18 protein-coding genes are annotated in these 22,740 nt (G+C 32.9%); 1 reads left to right on the plus strand and 17 read right to left on the minus strand.

All coding sequences use genetic code 11. The annotated features are described in order from the left end of the window. Positions 1–3: 3 nt before the first annotated feature. The 12 genes from DWZ69_RS07010 to DWZ69_RS07065 all read right to left on the minus strand — a co-directional run bounded on the left by DWZ69_RS07010 (position 4) and on the right by DWZ69_RS07065 (position 9,824). A complete protein-coding gene (locus DWZ69_RS07010) occupies positions 4–603 on the minus strand; it encodes a DUF6338 family protein (protein WP_117999901.1) in 600 nt (199 codons plus the stop codon). Positions 604–963: 360 nt separating this feature from the next. Beyond that, positions 964–1,341 carry a hypothetical protein gene (locus DWZ69_RS07015; RefSeq protein ID WP_147337644.1) on the minus strand — a complete coding sequence of 126 codons (378 nt, stop codon included), beginning with the start codon at positions 1,339–1,341 and terminating at the stop codon, positions 964–966. Positions 1,342–1,349: 8 nt separating this feature from the next. Beyond that, complete coding sequence (locus DWZ69_RS07020; protein WP_158573368.1) at positions 1,350–1,529, minus strand: GIY-YIG nuclease family protein; 180 nt, start codon at positions 1,527–1,529, stop codon at positions 1,350–1,352. A gap of 33 nt (positions 1,530–1,562) precedes the next feature. Further along, the gene (locus DWZ69_RS07025; protein WP_117999904.1) at positions 1,563–2,288 is read right to left on the minus strand and encodes a DNA methyltransferase; all 726 of its coding nucleotides are present in this window, start codon (positions 2,286–2,288) and stop codon (positions 1,563–1,565) included. Between the two features lie 11 nt (positions 2,289–2,299). After that, positions 2,300–3,604 carry a type II restriction endonuclease gene (locus DWZ69_RS07030; protein ID WP_117999905.1) on the minus strand — a complete coding sequence of 435 codons (1,305 nt, stop codon included), beginning with the start codon at positions 3,602–3,604 and terminating at the stop codon, positions 2,300–2,302. Beyond that, a complete protein-coding gene (locus tag DWZ69_RS07035; protein WP_117999906.1) occupies positions 3,597–4,430 on the minus strand; it encodes a DNA adenine methylase in 834 nt (277 codons plus the stop codon). Before DWZ69_RS07035 ends, DWZ69_RS07030 begins: the two co-directional genes overlap by 8 nt. A gap of 90 nt (positions 4,431–4,520) precedes the next feature. Then, positions 4,521–5,795, minus strand: coding sequence for a plasmid recombination protein (locus DWZ69_RS07040; protein ID WP_117999907.1), 1,275 nt, complete (start codon positions 5,793–5,795; stop codon positions 4,521–4,523). Between the two features lie 318 nt (positions 5,796–6,113). Beyond that, positions 6,114–6,359: a complexin-2 gene (locus DWZ69_RS07045; protein ID WP_117999908.1), complete on the minus strand. Its 246-nt coding sequence runs from the start codon at positions 6,357–6,359 to the stop codon at positions 6,114–6,116. A gap of 367 nt (positions 6,360–6,726) precedes the next feature. Beyond that, positions 6,727–8,076 (minus strand): virulence-associated E family protein, encoded by a 1,350-nt coding sequence (locus tag DWZ69_RS07050; protein WP_117999909.1) that lies wholly within the window; start codon positions 8,074–8,076, stop codon positions 6,727–6,729. A 142-nt stretch (positions 8,077–8,218) separates the two neighbouring features. Next, positions 8,219–8,551, minus strand: a complete 333-nt coding sequence (locus DWZ69_RS07055; RefSeq protein WP_117999910.1) for a hypothetical protein — start codon at positions 8,549–8,551, stop codon at positions 8,219–8,221. Continuing rightward, complete coding sequence (locus DWZ69_RS07060) at positions 8,535–9,626, minus strand: site-specific integrase (protein ID WP_117999911.1); 1,092 nt, start codon at positions 9,624–9,626, stop codon at positions 8,535–8,537. Before DWZ69_RS07060 ends, DWZ69_RS07055 begins: the two co-directional genes overlap by 17 nt. Then, entirely contained in the window at positions 9,627–9,824 is a 198-nt protein-coding gene (locus DWZ69_RS07065) for a LysR family transcriptional regulator (protein ID WP_117999912.1), read from the minus strand. Positions 9,825–10,038: 214 nt separating this feature from the next. Between DWZ69_RS07065 and DWZ69_RS07070 the strand changes: the two genes are divergently transcribed. Then, positions 10,039–10,650 (plus strand): helix-turn-helix transcriptional regulator, encoded by a 612-nt coding sequence (locus DWZ69_RS07070; RefSeq protein WP_158561100.1) that lies wholly within the window; start codon positions 10,039–10,041, stop codon positions 10,648–10,650. A gap of 249 nt (positions 10,651–10,899) precedes the next feature. Here DWZ69_RS07070 and DWZ69_RS07075 read toward each other — a convergent pair whose 3' ends face one another. From DWZ69_RS07075 to DWZ69_RS07095, 5 genes are all read right to left on the minus strand, one after another. Beyond that, the gene (locus tag DWZ69_RS07075) at positions 10,900–13,170 is read right to left on the minus strand and encodes a hypothetical protein (RefSeq protein ID WP_117999914.1); all 2,271 of its coding nucleotides are present in this window, start codon (positions 13,168–13,170) and stop codon (positions 10,900–10,902) included. A gap of 315 nt (positions 13,171–13,485) precedes the next feature. After that, positions 13,486–15,030, minus strand: coding sequence for a glutamine-hydrolyzing GMP synthase (gene guaA / locus DWZ69_RS07080; protein ID WP_117999915.1), 1,545 nt, complete (start codon positions 15,028–15,030; stop codon positions 13,486–13,488). A gap of 863 nt (positions 15,031–15,893) precedes the next feature. Beyond that, the gene (gene uvrA, locus DWZ69_RS07085) at positions 15,894–18,734 is read right to left on the minus strand and encodes an excinuclease ABC subunit UvrA (RefSeq protein WP_199521899.1); all 2,841 of its coding nucleotides are present in this window, start codon (positions 18,732–18,734) and stop codon (positions 15,894–15,896) included. Between the two features lie 25 nt (positions 18,735–18,759). Beyond that, positions 18,760–20,739: an excinuclease ABC subunit UvrB gene (gene uvrB / locus DWZ69_RS07090; RefSeq protein WP_117999917.1), complete on the minus strand. Its 1,980-nt coding sequence runs from the start codon at positions 20,737–20,739 to the stop codon at positions 18,760–18,762. Positions 20,740–21,318: 579 nt separating this feature from the next. Then, on the minus strand, positions 21,319–22,536 hold the full coding sequence (locus DWZ69_RS07095) for a S41 family peptidase (RefSeq protein ID WP_117999918.1): 1,218 nt from the start codon (positions 22,534–22,536) through the stop codon (positions 21,319–21,321). Between the last annotated feature and the right edge of the window lie 204 nt (positions 22,537–22,740).

Consider the following 22,740-nt stretch of genomic DNA (forward strand, 5'->3'; position numbering starts at 1 on the left):
CTCCTAATTTTTAAATTCAATTAAACTAATTTCCTTAGGGCTAACCCATATGCCATCACTTCTATCAACTTTCTCCCACATACCTTCACTTTTTTGCATGTAAACTTCTTGCAAATATATATCTCTAAATTGTTCATCTGATGATGAAAATGAACTTGTTCCATATAATCCTCTTACAATTTTACCACTTGATAATGTAATTATCACCCATTTAGGCTCGTTTGTATTACTAAACTTATATTCCCACGCTGTTGGTATTGGATGTTTTGTTTGAATTCCAAATTTTATAAATATATTTTTTATAATTTCTTTTTTTTTGATTATTCCTATTCCTATACCAGTGACGACACTTGTTAGTATGACTGTTAAAGATATCAATAACCAATACATAACTCCACATTCGTCTTTAATACCGTTTATCAAAAGAAATAGCCAACTCCATAAAGTCAAATTAATTATGCTATATTTTATATATTGTAAAATAGCTGTTTGGGCTGATAAACGTTTTTGCGGCATAATTGTTCTTATTATTTCATCTATCAAAAAACCTGGAACAACAAATAATGCTGTATATAATATTGTATCATATGTATTTATTGTCATTAACTATTCTTAAACCTCCTTTAGTACTTTTCTAAGTATATCAGATATCGTCTTAATAAAAGGAATATGTTTCTTGCAAAATTCTGCTAATTTACTGTGTATTTTAAAAAACAAAACCTTTTTATTAAAAATACTGAAGCAAATAAAACAGTATCACACATAATACCTACATTAATGCTTTTAGCATATATCCATTCCTTGTATATCCTAACTGAATTAATCACTTCAACAATAATTGGAATAATCATTTTATAAAAAATATCAATCAAATTTAAAACAATAGTTTGAACTACATCTTTTTCTATTTTAGAACTTTTCTACCGTTATTTATTAAGCTTTCCACTGCGTTCTTTCTGCTATTTAAACAATTGCTTTACCTTTATATGTAAAATATGAAGGTCCAGAAATATTAGAACAACCTTTCAGTTTTTTCATTATTGCTGTCAATGAAGTGAGCTCATTATTATATAAAACTTTATGTTCAGCTGCTACTACCGCAACAATTGATGGGTCCTCTATACAAACGAGTTCATCACCGTCTCTTAAACCACATTTATAGAAATTAATAGGTGGACGTCTAATAGATTGTGTTGCTTTTAGGGTATATTGTTTTTTTACTCTCTTTAATTTATCTTGAGAACCACTAATTACAGCTACGGCCTCTAACAATTCATAAGCATCTTCCGCCGACATAACAAAGAATTCTCTGTTTTTAGATACTCTTAAATCTGGATTCAAATTATCAATCATCCTATGTAGTTTTTATCTTCAAGATTTCCAGATGTCTCGTATGTGGCATACACTTCATATTCGTATAGTAATGCCGTTGTGCTTAATTGCTGTCTTCTTGTCTCAACATCAGTTGCATAACCTATTTTAACCATGTCATGTAATGCTGGATTTGTCATTATGTAAATATAGCCCATTTCTTCCCCTATCACCATATTTCAGTTGTTTTTCTATTTTTTCAGAGCAAAAATATATTCATGCGCTAATAAAAGAAAGTTCTTCCCAACACTTATTTTTTCCCACTTATCGGTCATTTTACAATTATGCTGTTCCTTAATAATTATCTCTTTCAATTTAAAACCTGCTCTTTCAAATCTCTGCATAGTATCAAAGCCTAGTGGTCTCACACAGCCTTTTTGCCTTATATCTCCAATTATAAAAGAGCATATTTTTCCTTTTTTTAATATACGGTATGCTTCTATTGCCACTTGCTCGATTTCATTTAAAAAATCTTCATATCCAAGTAACGATATATCTCCATCGATATTTTCACTATATTGTATTATGTCTGCATAAGGTGGATGTGTACATATAAAATCAATACTATCATCTTTTATAAAATCTAAATTTCTAGCATCAGCTTTTCTAATTACAACTTTACCTTCTCCATTATCGAAAGCAATCTTATTTTTGCAACGTTCTAATGCCCTTGGATTAATATCAATTCCTATAATGTTTCTATTTAATAATTTTGCTTCAACAAGAGAAGTTCCTCCTCCTACAAACTGATCCAATACCCAATCTCCCTCTTTTGAATATCTTAACAAAAGATTTCTAATAACATATGGAGAACAATTTCCCCTATACTTTGAATCATGCGTAGCCCAGTTTCCTCTCTCTGGAAATGACCAAACTGATGACTTTTCTAGTTGAAAATTATCTGGCTCCCACTTCATATAATTTCTCCCTATAAATTCCTAAGATTGAAAATCCATTTCAACCATCCTTGAACCGAACTTGCTCTTCTTACAATTTGTCCTTCATTACACACATTATATTCTCGCATCAAATTCTCTATAATAACTTTATCCGGCATTTCTCCACCATTAGTTATAACCATATCAAAACATTCTGCAAATATCTTATGTTTCAATATCAACTCAACAAATTTAAGCTGTCGTTTTTTATAATTCAGAGAAAAAACTTCCTCCCCTAATTTTGTTAGAAATACTTTTCTTTGCCCGTCTTCAGTCTTTTTCTCGAACAGACCTATATACGCTCCTGCATTATAGTAATAATCAGATTGTCTCTCATCAAACTCCATCAAAGAAGCTATTTGTTCTGTTGTCATAGGATTATCTTTCATGTTTTCCAATAAAGAAATAACTCTTTCAAAAGAATTTGCTTGAATAAATGGAACTTTAAGATCTTCATCTTGATTATCATTATAAACAACCTTTGTGCTTTCTCTAACCTCTACTAAATCATCTATTTCTATTGTTGTGTCTTGTAATGAATAATTTTTTGTCTTTACAAGCTCTATCGATGAATAGTCATTTTCATCAACAAATCTGTATTCAAACAATCTGAAAATCATATTAGTATAAATTGAAAAAATCAATCTAATTGGCTTGGTAACTTTATTTTTCCATAACCTATATGGATAATACAATTGTCTTACATGAAAATCTTCATTCAGTACGTTCTTGGCTTCCATTATGATAACTTCATTTTCATTCTCAAATCCACCATCTATCTCACATTGAGCATTCTTAACAGATATTTTTTGTTTTGTTCCCCTAACTGTGTCAACAACAAAATCAAATTCTCCAGTACCCATTCTGCCGTTGAAAGTTTCAACAGTTTCTTCATCTTCTAAAAAATCATCTAATATACCTGATAATATTAAAACATTTATTGCATTTGCTTCTGATGAAATATTATTAACATCAATTGTTTCATATTCTGGCAATTCAACATAATCCATTTTATTTACTGCTTCTGTCAATTCGGGTATTTCTTTGTATAAAAGAAAATCCCCCAAAACGTAGGAATTTCTACTGTCTGGTAGGATATTCAAATTATTACTTTTGAAAACAGATGGCAGTGCTGCAGTACAATCCCACTTTGCCATTAATCTAGGTTCCTTGAACTCTTTTATTTCACTTGCTTTAATGTAAAATACTCCATCAGTATTAACTTTATTAACTATATCATATTTATCTATAAGTTTTTGCCATGCTTCATTTGCTGAAATTGTACCTCTACTCATTGTAAATTAACACCTCGTTTATTTCACCTCGTTTGTTCCCAACACTGTTTATACTTCTCTTAGCTTTTACTGTTTTTATTTTGTAATCTTTATATAATTCTCGTATTATCTCACAATCAGAATTTGATTGTACAAATCGAATTCCTTTTTCATTCAATTTGTCACATTCTTTTTTTAATTCAACTTGACTATTATATCCAAATCCACCTTCTGTATATCCAGTAAAAGATGATGATGAAATTGGCATATACGGTGGATCCAAGTATACGAATGCTTCTTTCTCTAAATCTTTTAAAACCTCTTTGTAATCTCCATTAAGTATCGTAATTTCGTTGGTATTAAAATAATTGGAAATTGCTCTTAATACAGCCTCATTTACAATATTAGGATTTTTATATTTGCCATATGGTGAGTTAAATTGTCCCGCCATATTAACTCTGTACAGACCGTTATAACATGTTTTATTTAAGTAAATAATTCGAGCCGCCTTCTCTACATTTGACATTTGTGCAAATTCTTCCGCTCTATCTAATGCCCTTATCTCATAATAATAATCTGATGAATTATTTTCTTCATGAATCCTTAGTTCATCCAATAATTCTTCTAAGTTATCACGTACTGTTATATATACATTAATCAACTCTTGATTATAATCATTTATTATAGCTTTCTTTGGCTGCATATTAAACAATACAGCACCTCCACCAATAAAAGGCTCAACATATAATGGAGCCTTTTTATTTATCATCGGCACTATATCTGGCAATAATTGTCTTTTTCCTCCAACCCACTTTAACATTGGACTTAATAATAAATTTTTAGCCATACTTTACTCCTATTATCAACTCTGCATATATTATTCTAACAAATTTTCTTTCTTTAGTAAACGAGAACTAGGCATATTAAATTTTTCTAATTACCTGCTCCTACTCCCTCTAGTGCGCAGCTTATCTCTTTCCTCTTCCCCTAATTCTATTACCTTGTCATAATCTGACTTTTTCAGAAATCTTTTAAAGAATCCCAGTTTCTCGGAATCCTCTTCCAGCTCATCAATCTTGCGTTGCTTATCCACAATAATGTTCTCTTTATATCTTAATCTTTGATTAAGTTCTTTGTTCATTATATAGACTGCATCGCTTTCCTTTTTAACCTTATCAAGTTCCTTCTCTAGCTCATGCGCTCTTGCCACACTACTCTTTGCATATGCAATTAAATCCTTAACTAGATTACGTACTTTTCTAAGAAATGGCTGCACAACCTTTTCTCTATATGATTTAGCACTCACTAGACCCTTAGGTTCTTCAGGACCTTTATCAATCATCTTTTCTAGCTTAATTATATCCTTAAGTCCCCATGCCTCTTCACTTTCTACTTCAGCTAACTTTTTATAAGTATTTTCTAGCTTCTGCTCTGCCATCTGATTTTCAAAGCTCTTCTGACCAATTTCTCTATCTATCTTCCTTTTATTTTCAACAAACTCATCATATTTCTTTTGTTCCTGCCGACGTTTGTATTCCATAACAGATAAGTCTTTATTTCTGCCTTCTTGCTTTTCATTGAGCCCATACTCATCTAACCACATAACCATATTATCATCTACAAAGTCCCTTAAACGACCCTGCAACACATTTTCCAAAAATTCTTTTGTACAAACCTTTCGTTTTGATACTTGCTTTTCCAATCCTTTTTTGAATCCTGTTGCTACCGGAACCGCCACCACGTGCATGTGGGGGCTTGCTTCATCGTAATGAATTACTGCATTTGCTACTACAAGCTCTGGTGCCTCTTCTTGAAGTTTTTCAAGAATCTTATCATACACTATATCCATATCTCTTCGTTTTTCAGAATGATGGTCCCAGTAATCCTTGTCTCCTAATTGAAAGATAAGTTCAACTGCCATATCTTTCTTTTTATCATTTGCAACCTTCTCATAATAGTTTGCTATTTTTCTATCGTCTCTTGTTTGATTTGCATTGTACTTTTGTACTGCTTCATCAAACTGTTCCTTATATATTTTTTTAACATCCTGCACTAATTTATCCGTACCACATAATATTACTATGTTCTCCTTATCATATTCTTCGGAGCGGTACTTACGTAAATTATGCTTTGCCACGCCTGAGAGTTTTGACTTGCTATTGATTGCATGATCTCCATTGCTTAGGTGTGCTGTATAAGATAATCTTTCCATAATCTTGTCACTCCTGTGTTTATCTTTTCTTTTAGTAATGCCCTCAAATAGTGGCAGAGTGTGGTTTCTTATCAATTAGGCTCTGCCTTAATTGATAACCCCCTAGCACTTTTGACAGGCAAAAGTGCGGGTGCTCTGCCGAGAGCTTTAATTGCTGCCTTTACGGCATCAATTCTGCTCACCACTATTTAGATAGAAACCTATGTGTATGAGCAAGCGTAACATCTAATCCTGTTTCCATTTTCAATTTCATTATGAACGGCTTGATGTTACTTTTACCTGTGGGTGTCACCCACAGGTCTTAATCATCAAAGAAAACTACCAACGAAAATCCTCTGGTATTCCTTTTCGATTAAGATAGGCTAATCTATTCGTCTCTTTTTCTTCATCAGTATCAGCTGTTAGGCTTTTTGTATATAAATTTCTATCAATAAGCTTGTCCATCTTTGCCACTAAGCCTTCACAGATTGCCTCATGCAAATCTTCTCTATTACAAAGAAAATACTGATACATCATTCTAAATAAATCTTGATCTATCATTAATCTTTTATTTTTCTTTTCCATTTTTCCTCCAAGTAAACAAAAATTGTAAACACAGCTTAAAACAAATTATTTTTTTAGTTTTTTCACCACTGTTTACAGTTTATCGTTTACACCAAATTCATATTTCCCATAAATAAAGGGATTGCTAACCATTTTCATGTAAACAGTCCGATTTTTTAGTCACTGTTACTGTTTACAAATTGCCTGACATTACTCAATTCATAGACTGTTTACATTCACTGTTTACAAACATTGACCTTACCACTTCATGTCGTAAGCTTGTGTCATCTCACCTCGGGACTTCAAGTCCCGAGGTTCATACTCTAAACTTTACTGACATCATGTCACTTTCTTTCACTTCCCGACATCATGTCGACAAGTTACAAACTTATACATCAAAGGGCAGTTGAACATTATCATCTACTTCCATAAATTCATCAATATGTTTTCTCTTCCATCCTCTTTGAGTTCCATATTTTTCAAATCTATGGCTTGATATCTGTTCCCAATCATTTGAAAATTCATTCCTCATAATTGAGCCAATTTCTTTTGATTCATAAGGTTTAGGCTCTTCATTTTCGTGATGAAATGCCAATTCATAAATCATAGAAGAACATACATAATCCTCATCTGTCGTTTCAAGAAAGTTTCCAATAATGCCAACCTTAGTATCTTCCGGCATACAGTTCTTCTGCATTTCAATCAATTTTTCTGTAAGTTCCTTGTTAAATACAAGTTTTGTATTAACACCTCTATGGTACATATCCATAATTTCTGCCCAACACTGTTCTATATAATTTCTTGTCTCATCCTCATCTTCAAGTGGATGATGCTCTGCCTTATCCTTATCAACAAATATCGGAATGAATCTTCTATTACCTGATCTGTCAAAAGGTAAGAAATCAGCATTATTTGAGGAACCAACGAAGATACACTGTCGAGGCCTATCCTCTGGATGAGTTTCATATGGCACCTTATAAGTCTCACTTTGACGACTTAAGAATGATTTGATTTCTTCAACACTTCTCGCATTGCAAGTAGCAAGCATTTCTGCCATTTCGATAATCCAATGTCCCTGAATCTTTCTAAATACATTCTCATCATCAAGCTTTCTTAAATCATCTGAGAACCATTCATTATCCATTGTTAAAAATCTTAAGAAGCTTGATTTACCTGCACCCTGTCCACCAACTAACCAAACCATATATTCAAATTTGCAGCCTGGATTAAATACTCTTTCAACAGCTCCCATCATCATAATTCTTGTTGCTTCATAGACATAATCGCTTTCCTCTGTTCCAAGATATCTTGGAAGAAGATGTCTAACTCTGGCAACGCCATCCCATTTAAGACTTTCAAGTTTTTCCACAATAGGATGATAGTGATTGTTATTACTAACAATATCAATGGCTCTTTTTACATTCTTATCTCTTGTTATTCCATATCTCTTTTCCATACGGAGAAGAATGTTATTAAAGTCTGTATCTGTAAATGATTTAGAACGTCTACGCCAGTCCATTTCCATAACAATGTCTGTCTGACATGAGAGTTCATTTCTCTTAATTGAATCTTTAAATTCAGGATCATTTTCTAATACAGTAATTGCATTACTTATAGTCTGTCTTGGCGTCCCATCTTTTCTCTTTTCGAGACTTTCGTAAATAAACTCAATTTCATTATTAAATTTTTCGTTCTTTTCCTCTGTATTAGAGGAAATAATATTCTTGTTGTAATTCATTGCGAATTTCCTCCTTTATTTCATATTTTTTAAATTTCTAGTGATAAACCACTTGTTGTAGGAAGAAACCCTTGCTATAATTTAGGTGTGTGATAAACGTAGCAAGGATAACTTCCTTGGTACATAGAGTCCTAAGATTTGCTTAGGGCTTTTTTCTTTCTTCAAATCCATCTAATATATCTAACATTGTTCTAATCGGAACAAATATTTCTTCGTCGATTTCTCCACCAGCTTCAATTCTTTTCAACTGTGCGATTATCTCTTGAAGATATTTTCTAAAGCTAAGCATCATCAACGGATTTCCTACAGTTCTTATCTTTGTATAAAGTAGTGATTGAACAATAAATTCTTGTTTCGTCTGAAAGCCACTTAATTTGGCTCTCATATTAATTTCTTCATTTTCTTCTGGAGAAACTCTAAATGCAACCATTACATTTCTCCATCTTCCTTTGGCATCATTACTCTTCGCAGTCATCTAACAAAGCCTCTCTTTCTTCATCCATTGTTTTTGCCATATCTGTCTGAACAGTTGGGAATAAATGTGCATACTTATAAGTAATATCCACCGCCTCGTGTCCAAGTCTATCTGCAATCGCAAGTGCTGAATAACCTTTATCAATTAGATAAGATACATGCGAGTGCCTCAAATCATGAATTCTTATTCTCTTAACCCCTGCAGCCTTTGAACCTCTATCCATTTCGTGTCCAAGAAAGCTTTTTGAATTTTGAAAGATTCTGTCATATTTTCCAAAACCATATAAGCTATCCAAATAATCTTTCACTTCCTCCACCAAAAAATCTGGCAATATAACTTCTCTTATACTTTTCACTGTCTTCGGGTCAGTAACAATATCCTTTCCACCAACTTTTTTGTACGACTTTGTAATCTTCAAAATATTATTTTCAAAATCAAAATCATTTGGTGTTAATGCAAGAAACTCTCCAACTCTAATTCCCGTCCAATAAAGAATTTCAAATGCATAGAATGATTGTGGCTTATCACATATCTTCTCAACAAACTTCTGATATTCCTTTTGAGTCCAGAAATCAACTTTTCTGTTTCTTTTGCTAGCCATATTTCCTGCTTTGTTTGCTACATTCCATTTAAGACCATAGAATTTAACAGCATGATTCAACATTGCACTTAACTGTCCATGAATAGTATTTAAATAAGAATCTGAAAGAAGCTTTCCCTCTTTAGTTTTTAACTTTCTCATCTCATTCTGCCATTCAAAAATATCAGCAACTTTCAATTCATCAATTTTTCTTTTCCCCAAATAGGGAATAATTTTCGTTTCAATAACAACAGTTTTTTGTTCCCAGGTATTTGGCCTAACCTTGTTACTAACATCTCGCTTATATAACTCATAAAAGTCTTCAAGCGTCATATTCATATCTTGATGATCCTGCAATTTAAAATGTCTTTCCCAATCTTGAGCTTCTCTTTTTGTTTTAAAACCTCTTTTTGTCTTCTGCTTACGTTCACCTTTATAATTTTTATAATAGGTGCGTACTTCCCATTTACCAGTTTTCTCGTTTTTACAAATCATTTATTTATCCTCCTCTTTTGCCTTAGTACCATAAATACGTTCTTCGAAGTACTGTCTGCTAAGTCTTCCCTGAACAGTTACGAATCCCTGTTCTTTTAGTTCGTTATTAAGTTGTCTGATAAGTTTGTAACCATAAGCTTCTGATACTCCCATTTCCTCAGCTATATCTTTTGCTCTTATAAAAAGTGTTTCGGACATACAATCACCTCCTTCCGTATAAAATACAAAACTATAATCTATTGTTTTCGCAGTACATTTGTGAACTGTATTGTACTCATTTTATCAGTTCATTTATGTACTGTCAACAAAAACATTTCACTTTTGAACTGTTTGATAATATTTATGTTTCACAAATGAACTGTTTATGATACAATACAAATAGTTATGAATAGATATGGGAAGGAATGTTTCTATGAAAAAAAATAAAAGAGAGTTCTCTCTAAACGCCAAAAACCTAGCTTCAGCTAATTTAGGACAGAAGATTAGATTCTACAGACAAATTGCAGGCATGACTCAAAAAGACCTTGGAATTGCTGTAGGCGTAAATGAATCTACCATAAGAAATTACGAACTTGGAAATCGTTATCCAGACACGGATACAATATTTGATATTGCTAATGCCTTAGAAATTACGCCATATGAACTATCTGCTCCAAATCCTACTTCTGCAGCTAGCTCACTTCAATATTTATTTGATATTGAGAAAACATTGGATTTAACTCCAATTGTTATTGATGGAAAAGTTTATTTGGAAGTATCTTCTGATATAGAAGTTGACGATCCAACTGTTGCTCCACTTGCTAACCTAAAAAGAATGATTACTCATTGGGCAACAATGTACGAAAGATTTATCAATGAAGAGATTGACGAAGAAACATATCTCTTATGGCAGGCTAAATATATGAGTTTTGGAACAAATGAAGCTGACATTATATATAATGCTAAAAGTGAGAAGGAAATTGAAGTCGATACAAACCTTTCCAATGCAAAGAAAAGATTAAGGAAAGTTAATTTAAAAGATTAATAAATGAGATTTTTATTACAGAAAGCATAAATCAGTAAACTATGCATATAAGTTTCTTACAATCTCTTTCGCAGAAAAACCTAATTTATCATATTAACCCTGTGGTGGCACCACAGGGTATTTTAATTCAAAGTAAAATTTTTCTCCATTCATAAATGTAAATTACATTTAATTTTTCAAAGCTATATCAATTGAAATGCTATAAATCTAAGACTCACTGTCCATCTTACAATAGATTGGATTTATTTCTTAATCCGTCTCAACATTTTCATAAACTTCCTTTTCATTTGCTTCAATAATTTCAAGTCTTTGATAAAGCATATTTATTATTATCATAGTTATTCGAAATCCAAACCTCAAACTTCTACCTGATAAATAATTGCGTCCATGTATACACTCATTTCTTATATTTAGTGAATTACCATTATACATAAAATTATATGCCATAAATAGATCAGGAACATTTTCAAACGATTTACTAACCGAAAATATATCAGATATAATTTCTCTTAATATTGAACTAGAATCTTTATACTTCATAAATTCAGACTTATTTTCTTTGAAAGGTACATATCCTATGGTGATAGCCAATTTTCTAATTACTTTTTCTAATATAGGAAATAACTGAGTAATATGTGCAAGTTTAAGATTTTCATCGTACATAATGAGTGTATATTCAGATTTTTCAGCAATTCGATTATACATTTTTTCTTCCTGCATCAATGTTGCAGCGAGCATTTCCGCATATAGTTTCTGTCGTGTATGTATTGCCCTAATATGTGCATCTGTTTCCATATTGTTCAAAAACTTATATGCTTTTTCTGACTTAATATTTTCTACAAGCTGCTTGAGAAGATTATCTATTTCGTGCCTATGGTAGTTTATCGGAATTTCTTCTATAGGAAAAACTTTATGAATCTCCATGTGGGAACACATATAAGTAAAAGGATTTTCTGCAGTGTTTTGCATTATCTTAATAATCTCTTTTTCCTTAGCAATTGGGCTAGAATATGCAAATACCAAAGGATTTTCAATCAGCGATTTGCAACTCTCTTCAATTTCAATTTTAGAAACTTCAGTTGTATTACTAAATGTGTGTAATTGCCCAACAACTGCTGTGTAATATTCGTTCTCCCATAGTTGTTGTACTTGAATCATAAATTGATGAATTATTTTTTTGTCAATATTTAGTCCCTTAGAATTTATTTCCATAAGAAAAATCATAAATTCATAAAATAAAGTAGGTATCATCCGATCCTCTTTATTTTCGGTATATAGATTAAAAGCTTCTACTACTTTCGAAAGATATTGCAAGTCAATTTTTTTAACGCTATCTTTATTTTGAAGATATCTAATAAACTCATTAACATTCGTTACACTATCAATTTCTTTATATAAATTATCATAATATTGGTTAACTTGCTTTTTTTGTTCTTTCGATATTGGAATTTTATCTTCCAAATATTGTTTAACAACTTTAATATTGTTCACAGATTGAATTTTCACAATAAAATCTATGTAATCTGTTTTTCTACTAAGATGTCCGATTTTTTTATCCTGAAATAAGTATGATAATACTGTATATGACGAAACATCTGTCTTATTATTATCTAACAGCGTATCAAACGCATCAGAATACAACTTACAATGAGTCAAAACAGTTCTGTCTGATGGCGTAACCCCGTACAATATATATCTAACAGTCTCTATTACAAAATCTGCTACTGAATCTGAAAAATATTCTGTCATCTTATTTAAAATGTATTCAGTCCATAATTCAGGATTAGGAGTTTTTCTCCCACCACCTTGAAACATTGGATTAAGCGTTCTATCTCCTATAGAAGTCATAAGCATTTCTATAAGATACGATTCCTCCCAAGTCCAGTCAGAATCTTTATTGATATGCTGATATGAAAAACTATTTACGGAAACTAGCTGATTCTTATGATTCTCAATAAATTTATCATGTACTGGATAAAATATTTGTTCAGCATTATCTATGAAACACTGCTTGAGTTCTTCAATACCCTCAATTTTTATATCATCAAAATATTTCAATAGATTGTCTTTCTCCAATAATATTGAAGTCATATCTATTAATTCATAATAGTTATGTTGAGTCATTAAATTAATATTATATATGTACTCTGATGCATTATCCGCATTTTCTAATCTAGTTATCCACACGATTAAAAGCATTATTTGTCCATATTTTGTTGTTAACGACTCTTTACAATGTTCAACATCTATTTGTCCTTGATAAAATTGAGCCAACATAATATTATCATGTATAATAGGATTGTTATCCTCTATAATAAATCCTTCTATAGATACAATTCTAATAAAATATGAGTATAAGTTTCTCAAATGATTATAATTTATAAAGTCATGCCAACTACCTATATCATCTAAATCAAAGGCTCTAATAATTTCATTGCTAAACCAATTCCAGTCCTTTCTTTTTTCAAGACAACCATCTGCATATTTTACAAGTATTTTATGTTCAAAAAAGTTGTTCATCTGCTTCCCTCCTGTATAATCTACTTACATAATAATATCTTTTTTTACAAAATATATGGTATTACTAATTAAATATTTTCTTTTAGCTTTGATTTTGTCCCAAGAATTAGATAATTTCTTATACATACTATTTTTAACTCTGTAAAGTTTTCTTATATGTCTATTTTTCTATTTTCAGTTCACAAGTGTACTATAGTAGACGATTTTAGAAAAAAATAGCACAAATTATTGTCATTTTATTGTCACTGAAAAAATCCAAAAACCCACAAAGCCTTTATTTATGGGCTTTGTGGGCATATTTAACTTGTTTTTGAACTATTCAAACTCTATAGTTCCAGGTGGCTTACTTGTCAAATCGTACATTACTCGATTGACTCCTTTCACCTCGTTTATTATTCTGTTCATTACCTTGTTCAATACTTCGTATGGTATTTCAGCAGATTCGGCTGTCATAAAGTCGATTGTCTTTACGGCTCTGAGGGCTACTGCGTAGTCGTATGTTCTCTCGTCTCCCATTACACCTACTGAACGCATATTTGTTAATGCTGCGAAATACTGGTTTATTTCTTTATCAAGACCTGCGTTTGCAATTTCTTCACGATAGATTGCATCTGCATCCTGAACAATTTTCACTTTTTCGGCTGTTACTTCACCGATGATTCTGATTCCAAGTCCCGGACCTGGGAATGGCTGACGGAATACTAAATATTCTGGAATGCCAAGTTCAAGTCCAGCCTTACGAACTTCGTCCTTGAACAAATCGCGAAGTGGCTCGATAATCTCCTTAAAATCAACATAATCAGGCAATCCACCTACATTGTGGTGAGATTTGATTACTGCTGATTCTCCGCCCAGACCGCTTTCTACAACGTCAGGGTAAATCGTTCCCTGAACCAAATAGTCAACTGCTCCGATTTTCTTTGCCTCTTCCTCAAATACGCGGATGAATTCTTCTCCGATTATTTTACGTTTTGCTTCAGGTTCTTCAACTCCTGCAAGTTTTTCGTAAAATCTATCCTGTGCATTTACACGAATAAAGTTTAAATCATAATCACCATTAGGGCCAAATACAGCTTCAACTTCGTCGCCTTCATTCTTTCTTAAAAGACCATGGTCTACAAATACGCATGTAAGCTGGTTTCCAATTGCCTTTGCCAAAAGTACAGCTGCCACTGATGAATCAACACCACCTGACAAAGCACAAAGCACCTTTCCATCGCCTACTTTTTCACGAATTGCTTTTATTGAATTTTCAACGAATGAGTCCATCTTCCAATCACCGGCACAACCACATACGTTATATACATAGTTGCTTAAAATTTCTTTTCCGCGAACTGTGTGTAACACTTCCGGATGGAACTGAATTGCATAAAGCTTCTTTTCTTCACATTCTGCAACGGCTACAGGGCAATCGCTTGTGTGACCTGTAATTTTGAATCCTGGTGCAGCCTGTGAAATGTAGTCAAAATGGCTCATCCAACAAACTGTATCTTCTTCAATACCTGTAAATAATTTTGAAGTTGTATCTACATGTACTTCTGTCTTTCCATATTCTCTTACAGGAGCTTTTTCAACTTTACCACCAAGAATGTGCTGCATTAATTGAGCTCCATAACATAATCCAAGTACAGGAATTCCAAGTTCAAATAACTCTTTAGTATAAGTTGGTGCGCCTTCTTCGTAACAACTGTTTGGTCCACCTGTTAAAATAATTCCTTTTGGATTCATTTCTTTTATCTTTTCGATATCTGTTTTATATGAATAAATTTCACAGTAAACATTACATTCACGAACTCGTCTGGCAACAAGCTGGTTGTACTGTCCTCCGAAATCTATTACGATAACTAACTCTCTATCCATGTTTCCTCCTGTATATCCGTATTGCAGGAACAATAAAAGACCTGCACTTCTGTTATTTTACTCTATTTTGCTTAAATGTACAAGGAAGTTATATGTAATCCTTCAACAAAGATTTCCACATAATTCTCTCTTCCAGAGCAAAGAACGGCTTACCACATTTTTTACTTCAAGTGCATGCCTATTCGCAACTGATTTTTTGCGCGAGTTTTCATTCATAGTAAACTATTTAAGACTAAATTAAAATTCTGGAAGATTTTTTATTACATATTAAAAGAAGCACCTGCTACATTTCATATAACAGATGCTTCACTATCTCAACACCTTAACTTTACAACTACATTCTCAACCGCAGGTACTTTTCTCCTTCATAAATCTTCTCTGAATCTACTACTATACTTATTGTAATCATTTACAATATTATGTGTATCATTCCTCTCATTTGTCCTGCTTTAACTTCCTTATCTACTCTAACCATAAGATGTTATTGCCCATTGATTCTTCGTTTTGAATACTTCCTATCCTTTCCGTTTCAATGTAACATCTTATCCAATAATTACTACTAAAACAATCTCCCGTTGATTGCCATGTCAGCAGATATCATTGGGTAAAATTTCTTTCACCTCTTATCTTAGATACTGTTGCTATTAGGTCGACATCTAATAACAAGGTGGTTGTTAAATGCACTGTATAAGTCGTTCCAGGTGCTTAATGCTTATTTATTTTGTAACTCTAATGTAGCATGTTTTTACACAAATTAAAAGCATTTTTCTTATACTTTTTTAAGTTTGTAAGTGTTGCATAAAAGTGTTTTTATTTAAACATTTTTATGAATCGTTTTCTTATTAAAAATGACCATTTTTCTTCTATTTTGCCTCTTCCAACTTCTGTTTTACAAACTTGGCTGTGTAACTTGTAGGATGTTCTGCCACCTGTTCCGGTGTTCCTGCAACTACTACCGTACCACCTCGGTCTCCGCCGTCAGGTCCCATATCAATAATATAATCTGCAGCCTTTATTACATCCAAATTGTGTTCAATAACTAAAACTGTATTTCCCTCGTCAGTTAATCTCTGAAGAATTTCCACAAGTTTGTGAACATCGGCAAAATGAAGCCCCGTTGTAGGTTCGTCTAAAACATAGATTGTCTTACCTGTACTTCTTTTACTTAGCTCGGTTGCCAGTTTAATTCGTTGAGCTTCACCACCTGACAACTGTGTACTTGGCTGACCTAATCTGATGTATCCTAAGCCCACATCATAAAGCGTCTTAACCTTATTATATATTCTTGGAACATTCTTAAAGAATTCCATAGCTTCTTCCACCGTCATCTCAAGAACGTCATAAATATTTTTACCCTTATATTTAACTTCTAAAGTCTCTCTGTTATATCGCTTTCCTCCACATACTTCGCAAGGCACATACACATCTGGCAGGAAATGCATTTCAACCTTAAGTATTCCATCACCTGAACATGCTTCGCAACGTCCACCTTTTACATTAAAGCTGAATCTTCCTTTCTTGTATCCACGCTCCTTTGCATCCATTGTGGCTGCAAATAAATCTCTAATAATATCAAACATACCTGTGTAGGTTGCAGGATTACTTCTAGGAGTTCTTCCTATTGGTGACTGATCAATGTTTATAACTTTATCTAACTGTTCAATTCCTTCGATTTCTTTAAATTTTCCGGGAATTGTTCTAGCTCTATTCAACTCTCTTGCTAGGCTTTTATAAATTATTTCATTAACTAAAGAACTCTTTCCTGAGCCTGAAACACCTGTTACACATGTAAATACACCAAGTGGAATTTTTACATTAATATTCTTTAAATTGTTTTCCTTTGCTCCTTTTACCTTAAGATAACCTGTTGGCTTTCTTCTTTTTTCAGGAACAGGGACTCTCAATTTGCCACTTAGATATTTTCCTGTAATAGAGTTTTTGTTCTTCATTATTTCCTTAGCAGTACCCTTTGCCACTACTTCTCCACCATGTTCACCTGCACCGGGACCAATGTCTACCACGTAATCTGCTGCAAGCATAGTGTCTTCGTCATGTTCAACAACTACTAAAGTATTACCTAAATCTCTAAGATGCTTCAATGTCTTTAATAACTTTTCATTATCATTCTGATGTAAACCGATACTAGGTTCATCCATTATATAGGCAACCCCAACAAGACCTGAACCTATTTGGGTAGCAAGCCTAATACGCTGAGCTTCACCACCTGACAAGGTACCTGTTGCTCGTGATAAGCTTAAATAATCCAAACCTACATCAATTAAAAACTGAAGACGACCTTTTATTTCTTTCAGAATTTCTTTACCTATAGCCATCTGTGTAGTTGTTAATTGAACTTCATCTAAAAACTTTCTCAAGTCTCTAACCGACATTTCTGTCATATCAATAATATTTTTATCGCCAATTGTTACAGCTAAAGATTCTTTCTTAAGTCTCTGACCATGACATGTGCTACAAGGTGTTATTCTCATATATGACTCATACTCTGCCTTGGTAGATTCGGCACTTGTTTCTCTGTAACGTCTTTCTACGTTACGAATCAAACCTTCAAAGGCAATATCATATATCCCTTGTCCACGCTGGCCTGTATAATGTACAGGCACACTTTCACCATTAGTTCCATAAATCAGAATATCTTTAATTTTCTTAGGATATTTTTCAAACGGAGTATCTAAATCAAACTTATATTTCTTACATAGTGCCTGTAAAATAGCATTGGTAAAGCTCTTTTTATCGTTAGCACTTTGCCAGCCTAAAACTACAATTGCCCCCTGATTTATGCTAAGACTTTGATTAGGAATCATTAAGTCAACGTCAAATTCCATCTTATATCCTAAACCGTAACAATCTGGACATGCACCAAAAGGATTATTAAACGAGAAGCTTCGTGGCTGAATTTCGTCTATACTAATTCCACAATCAGTACATGCAAAGTTCTGACTAAATGTTATTGTCTCTCCACCAATTACATCCAGATTCATCAAACCGTTACCTAACTTCAACGCATTCTCTATGGAATCTGTAAGACGTTTCTCAATTCCTTCTCTTATACTTAATCTGTCTACAACAATTTCTATATTATGTTTTATATTCTTATCAAGAGTTATTTCCTCTGTTAGCTGATACATGTTTCCATCAACAATTACACGTACATAACCACTTTTCTTTGCACTTTCAAAAACCTTCTCGTGACGACCTTTCTTGCCTCTTACAATAGGCGCAAGTATTTGGAACTTAGTGCGTTCCGGTAATTCTAAAATTCTGTCAACAATTTCATCTACTGACTGTTTCTTGATTTCTTTGCCACATTTTGGACAGTGAGGTACACCTGCTCTGGCATATAGTAATCTCATATAATCATATATTTCTGTAACTGTTCCAACTGTTGAACGTGGGTTTCTGTTTGTAGATTTCTGGTCTATTGAAATTGCCGGTGGTAAACCTTCAATACTTTCCACCTGGGGTTTCTCCATTTGTCCCAAGAATTGTCTGGCATAGGATGACAAAGATTCCATATACCTTCTCTGTCCTTCTGCATAAATTGTATCAAATGCCAAAGACGATTTTCCCGAGCCACTTAAACCTGTAACTACAGTAAATTCGTCTCTTGGAATTTCAATATCAATATTCTTCAAGTTATGCTCATTAGCCCCTTTTATTTTAATGTACTTTTTCTTGTCCGACATTATTTTCACTCTCCATTAATTATCATCATTCTCTATATTTTTTCTTAAGTTCTGCCAGTTTTTCACGCATTTCAATAGCAGTCTCAAAATCAAGTTCTGCTGCTGCTTTCTGCATTCTCTTTTCAACCTTGTCAATTAACTTCTTCAATTCTTTTGAATCCATTGACTCAGGATCTTTCTCAATATCATTAATTTTTCTGTCAACTTCTTTAGAAATACTAATAAGTTCTCTAACAGCCTTTTTAATTGTAGTTGGAGTAATTCCATGTTCCTTATTATATTCCTGCTGAAGTTTCCTACGTCTGTTAGTTTCAGTAATAGCCTTATCCATTGACTCAGTAATATTGTCAGCATACATTATTACGTGACCTTCTGAGTTTCTGGCCGCACGACCTATAGTCTGTATCAAAGATGTCTCTGAACGGAGGAATCCTTCCTTGTCTGCATCTAAAATTGCAACCAGACTGATTTCCGGTATATCAAGTCCCTCTCTTAAAAGATTAATACCTACTAAAACATCAAAAACATCCAAACGCATATCCCTGATAATTTCTGTTCTCTCTAATGTATCAATATCAGAGTGAAGGTACTTAACCCTAATTCCTACATCTCTCATATAATCCGTCAAATCTTCTGCCATTCTCTTTGTTAAAGTAGTAACCAGAACTTTATTTTTCTTCTCAACTTCTTTATTGATTTCAGTAATAAGGTCATCTATCTGACCTTCAATTGGTCTTACACTAATTTCAGGATCCAGCAAACCTGTTGGTCTGATAATTTGTTCAGCTCTAAGTAACTCATGTTCCTCTTCATAAGTATTAGGTGTAGCTGAAACAAAAAGCATCTGGTCAATCATCCCCTCAAATTCATCAAACCTAAGTGGTCTGTTATCCTTTGCCGATGGCAGTCTAAAACCATAATCCACCAATGTGCTTTTTCTTGCCTGGTCCCCATTATACATTCCACGAATTTGCGGTATTGTAATATGGCTTTCATCAATCATTATAAGGAATTCATCACCAAAATACTCCATTAACGTATGTGGTGTTGCTCCGGGAGCCAGTCCTGCCATATGGCGGGAATAGTTCTCGATTCCTGAACATATCCCTGTTTCCCTAAGCATTTCCATATCAAAATTAGTTCTCTCTGCTATTCGCTGTGCCTCAATCAGCTTATCCTCTGATTTAAAATAAGCCACCTGTTCTGCCAACTCTGCTTCTATATCCTTAATAGCTCTCTCTAATTTCTCCGGATTAACTACATAATGTGAATTTGGGAAAATAGCCACATGTTCTAATTCGTGACGCACTTCGCCTGTCAAAGAATCAATCTCTGTTATTCTTTCTATTTCATCATCAAAAAATTCAACTCGTATGGCACTATCTGTGTATGATGCAGGAAATACTTCCAGATTCTCCCCTCTTACCCTAAAAGTTCCTCGTTTAAAATCCATATCATTTCTGTCATACTGAATCTCTATTAGCTTATGAATAATATCGTCTCTATCTCTAATAGTTCCCGGTCTAAGGGACACTACCATGTTTTTGTAATCTATTGGATCACCTAAACCGTAAATACACGAAACCGAAGATATAATAATAACATCCTTTCGCTCTATTAACGCCATAGTAGCCGAATGTCGTAATTTATCTATTTCATCATTTATTGCAGAATCCTTCTCAATATATGTGTCTGTACTTGGCACATAAGCTTCCGGCTGATAATAATCATAATAGGAAACAAAGTATTCCACAGCGTTATTAGGAAAAAATTCTTTAAACTCCCCATAAAGCTGTGCCGCCAAAGTCTTATTATGAGCAATAATTAATGTTGGTTTATTCATTTGTGCAATAACATTTGCCATTGTAAAAGTCTTTCCAGAACCTGTTACACCAAGCAATGTTTCAAACTGATTTCCTTTCTTAAAACCTTCAACCAACTGCTTAATAGCCTGAGGTTGATCCCCGGTTGGCTGATATTCTGAATGTAATTCAAAATGATCCATACAAATCTCCTATAAATCTATTTCTAACCATCTATAAATACTTAACTAATTCCAATGACACATAATATTTGTTTTCTTTTCAGCAACATATAAATGTCTCATTTCTTTTCGACAACTGCATAAACAAATTATAACAAAAAGTCTGAAAAAAGTATATAGTATTTTCGAACTCATGTTCTTTTTTTATTTGTATATATGTCTTTTTTACTCTACACTTTTTTATTTATACTCATTATTACTTTATATATCATATATTTTTAAAATTAAACTATTTCCAGCTCATCTATGGGATTTCTAACTTACATTTTCTGTTTCTCTCAGCATAAAAGCAGGTGCCTTTGGATTACATTTATCCTTTAGCATCCTGCTTTATATTTTACCTATTATTACATATCTAATTCAAACCTATTATCATAGTTTTATTTTCCTCATAAAAATTGATAACACAAAATTGATAATATAAACCTTCCTAATATATTTTTTAATAGACTACAATTTCCGTAATGGATTTTCTGTTTTAAAAAAATTATTACTTTGAATTTTTTAAACGTCACATTGTTTCTAATTTATTTTTATGATCTATTTTTTCTTTAAAACTTCTAATGCTTTATTTAGCTGTACATCTGTTTTTCCGTTTGCCTCAATCTTTACATCTGGTGTAATACCTTTTCCATGAATGTTTTTGCCACTTGGTGTATAGTAGTCTTCAATTGTAATTTTAACTGCTGAACCGTCTGTTAATGGAATAATTTGTTGTACGATTCCTTTGCCAAAAGACTGTGTTCCTACAATTGTTCCTGCACCAAAGTCCTGTATGGCTCCGGCAAAAATTTCAGATGCGCTGGCACTGTTTTTATTTTGTAAAACGACAATCTGCATATCTAAACATTTTGCGTCAGAAGTCTGCTTTTCCTCGTTTCCGTATTTGTCTTTAGTATAAACAATCGTTCCTTCCGGTAAGATTTCATCTAATATTTTGCAAACGCCTTCATAAGAACCACCCGGATTATTTCTTAAGTCAAAAATTACCTTTTTCATGCCCTGCTTTTTCAAAGAACTTAAAGCTGATGAAAACTGATTAGCGGTTACCGTATCAAATTCAGAAATCTGTATGTAACCGATTTTGTTCTTCTTATCAAGCATTTTGTGTGCTACAGTAGGTACTTTTACTTCTCCTCTTGTAATTGTAACGTCCACATATTTCTTAACTGATTGACGATATACTGTTAACTTAACTTTTGTTCCTTTATCCCCTTTCATCATGCTGACCACTTTATCAACATCTTCTGAAGATACATCTTTTCCATCAACCTTTGTAATAACGTCACCATCTTTTACTCCGGCTTTGTCTGCCGGGCCATTCTTAAAAGCTTTTGTTATTGTTATTACTTTTGTTTCTGTGTTCTGTGAAACATAAGCTCCAATCCCGCAATATTCACCGGAAGTGCTTTCCATTAACTTTGTGTACTCTTCTTTCGTGTAATAAACTGAATAAGGGTCTCCCAATCCTTCTAAAAGTCCCTTATATAAACCGTTTTCCAAATCTTCCTGATCCACATTCTTCAAATATTTTAAGTTGATTAATGCCTCTAAAGATTTGATCTTTGATTCTGCCTTGTCCACAGCATATGTAGCATCCGTTTTTACGCTATCTTGAGAAAAATGCAGTCCAACGCCAACTGCTACTCCCAAAACCAACATTGCAAACATACCTAAAAGAAAGCCAGGTACAAATTTTGTTTTAGTTTTCTTTTTCTCGATTTTTTTATTAATTTTCTTTACATTTATTTTTTCCATATCAATCTCTTCCTCGCTTTACACTTTAACCTTTTCATTTAAGTATGTTCAAATAAATTATAATTCAAATTTGCATAATAACATAATCACTTTTATGAATTTTTTAACAGGACTTTCTCCTTGCGAATCATACTACTTATGTATATTAAACTATTTTTTCTTTTATAACAATAAAGAATGAAAAACTAAATAATTAATTTTTCA

Source organism: Eubacterium sp. AF34-35BH (assembly GCF_003477765.1).
Lineage (GTDB): Bacteria > Bacillota > Clostridia > Lachnospirales > Lachnospiraceae > Eubacterium_G.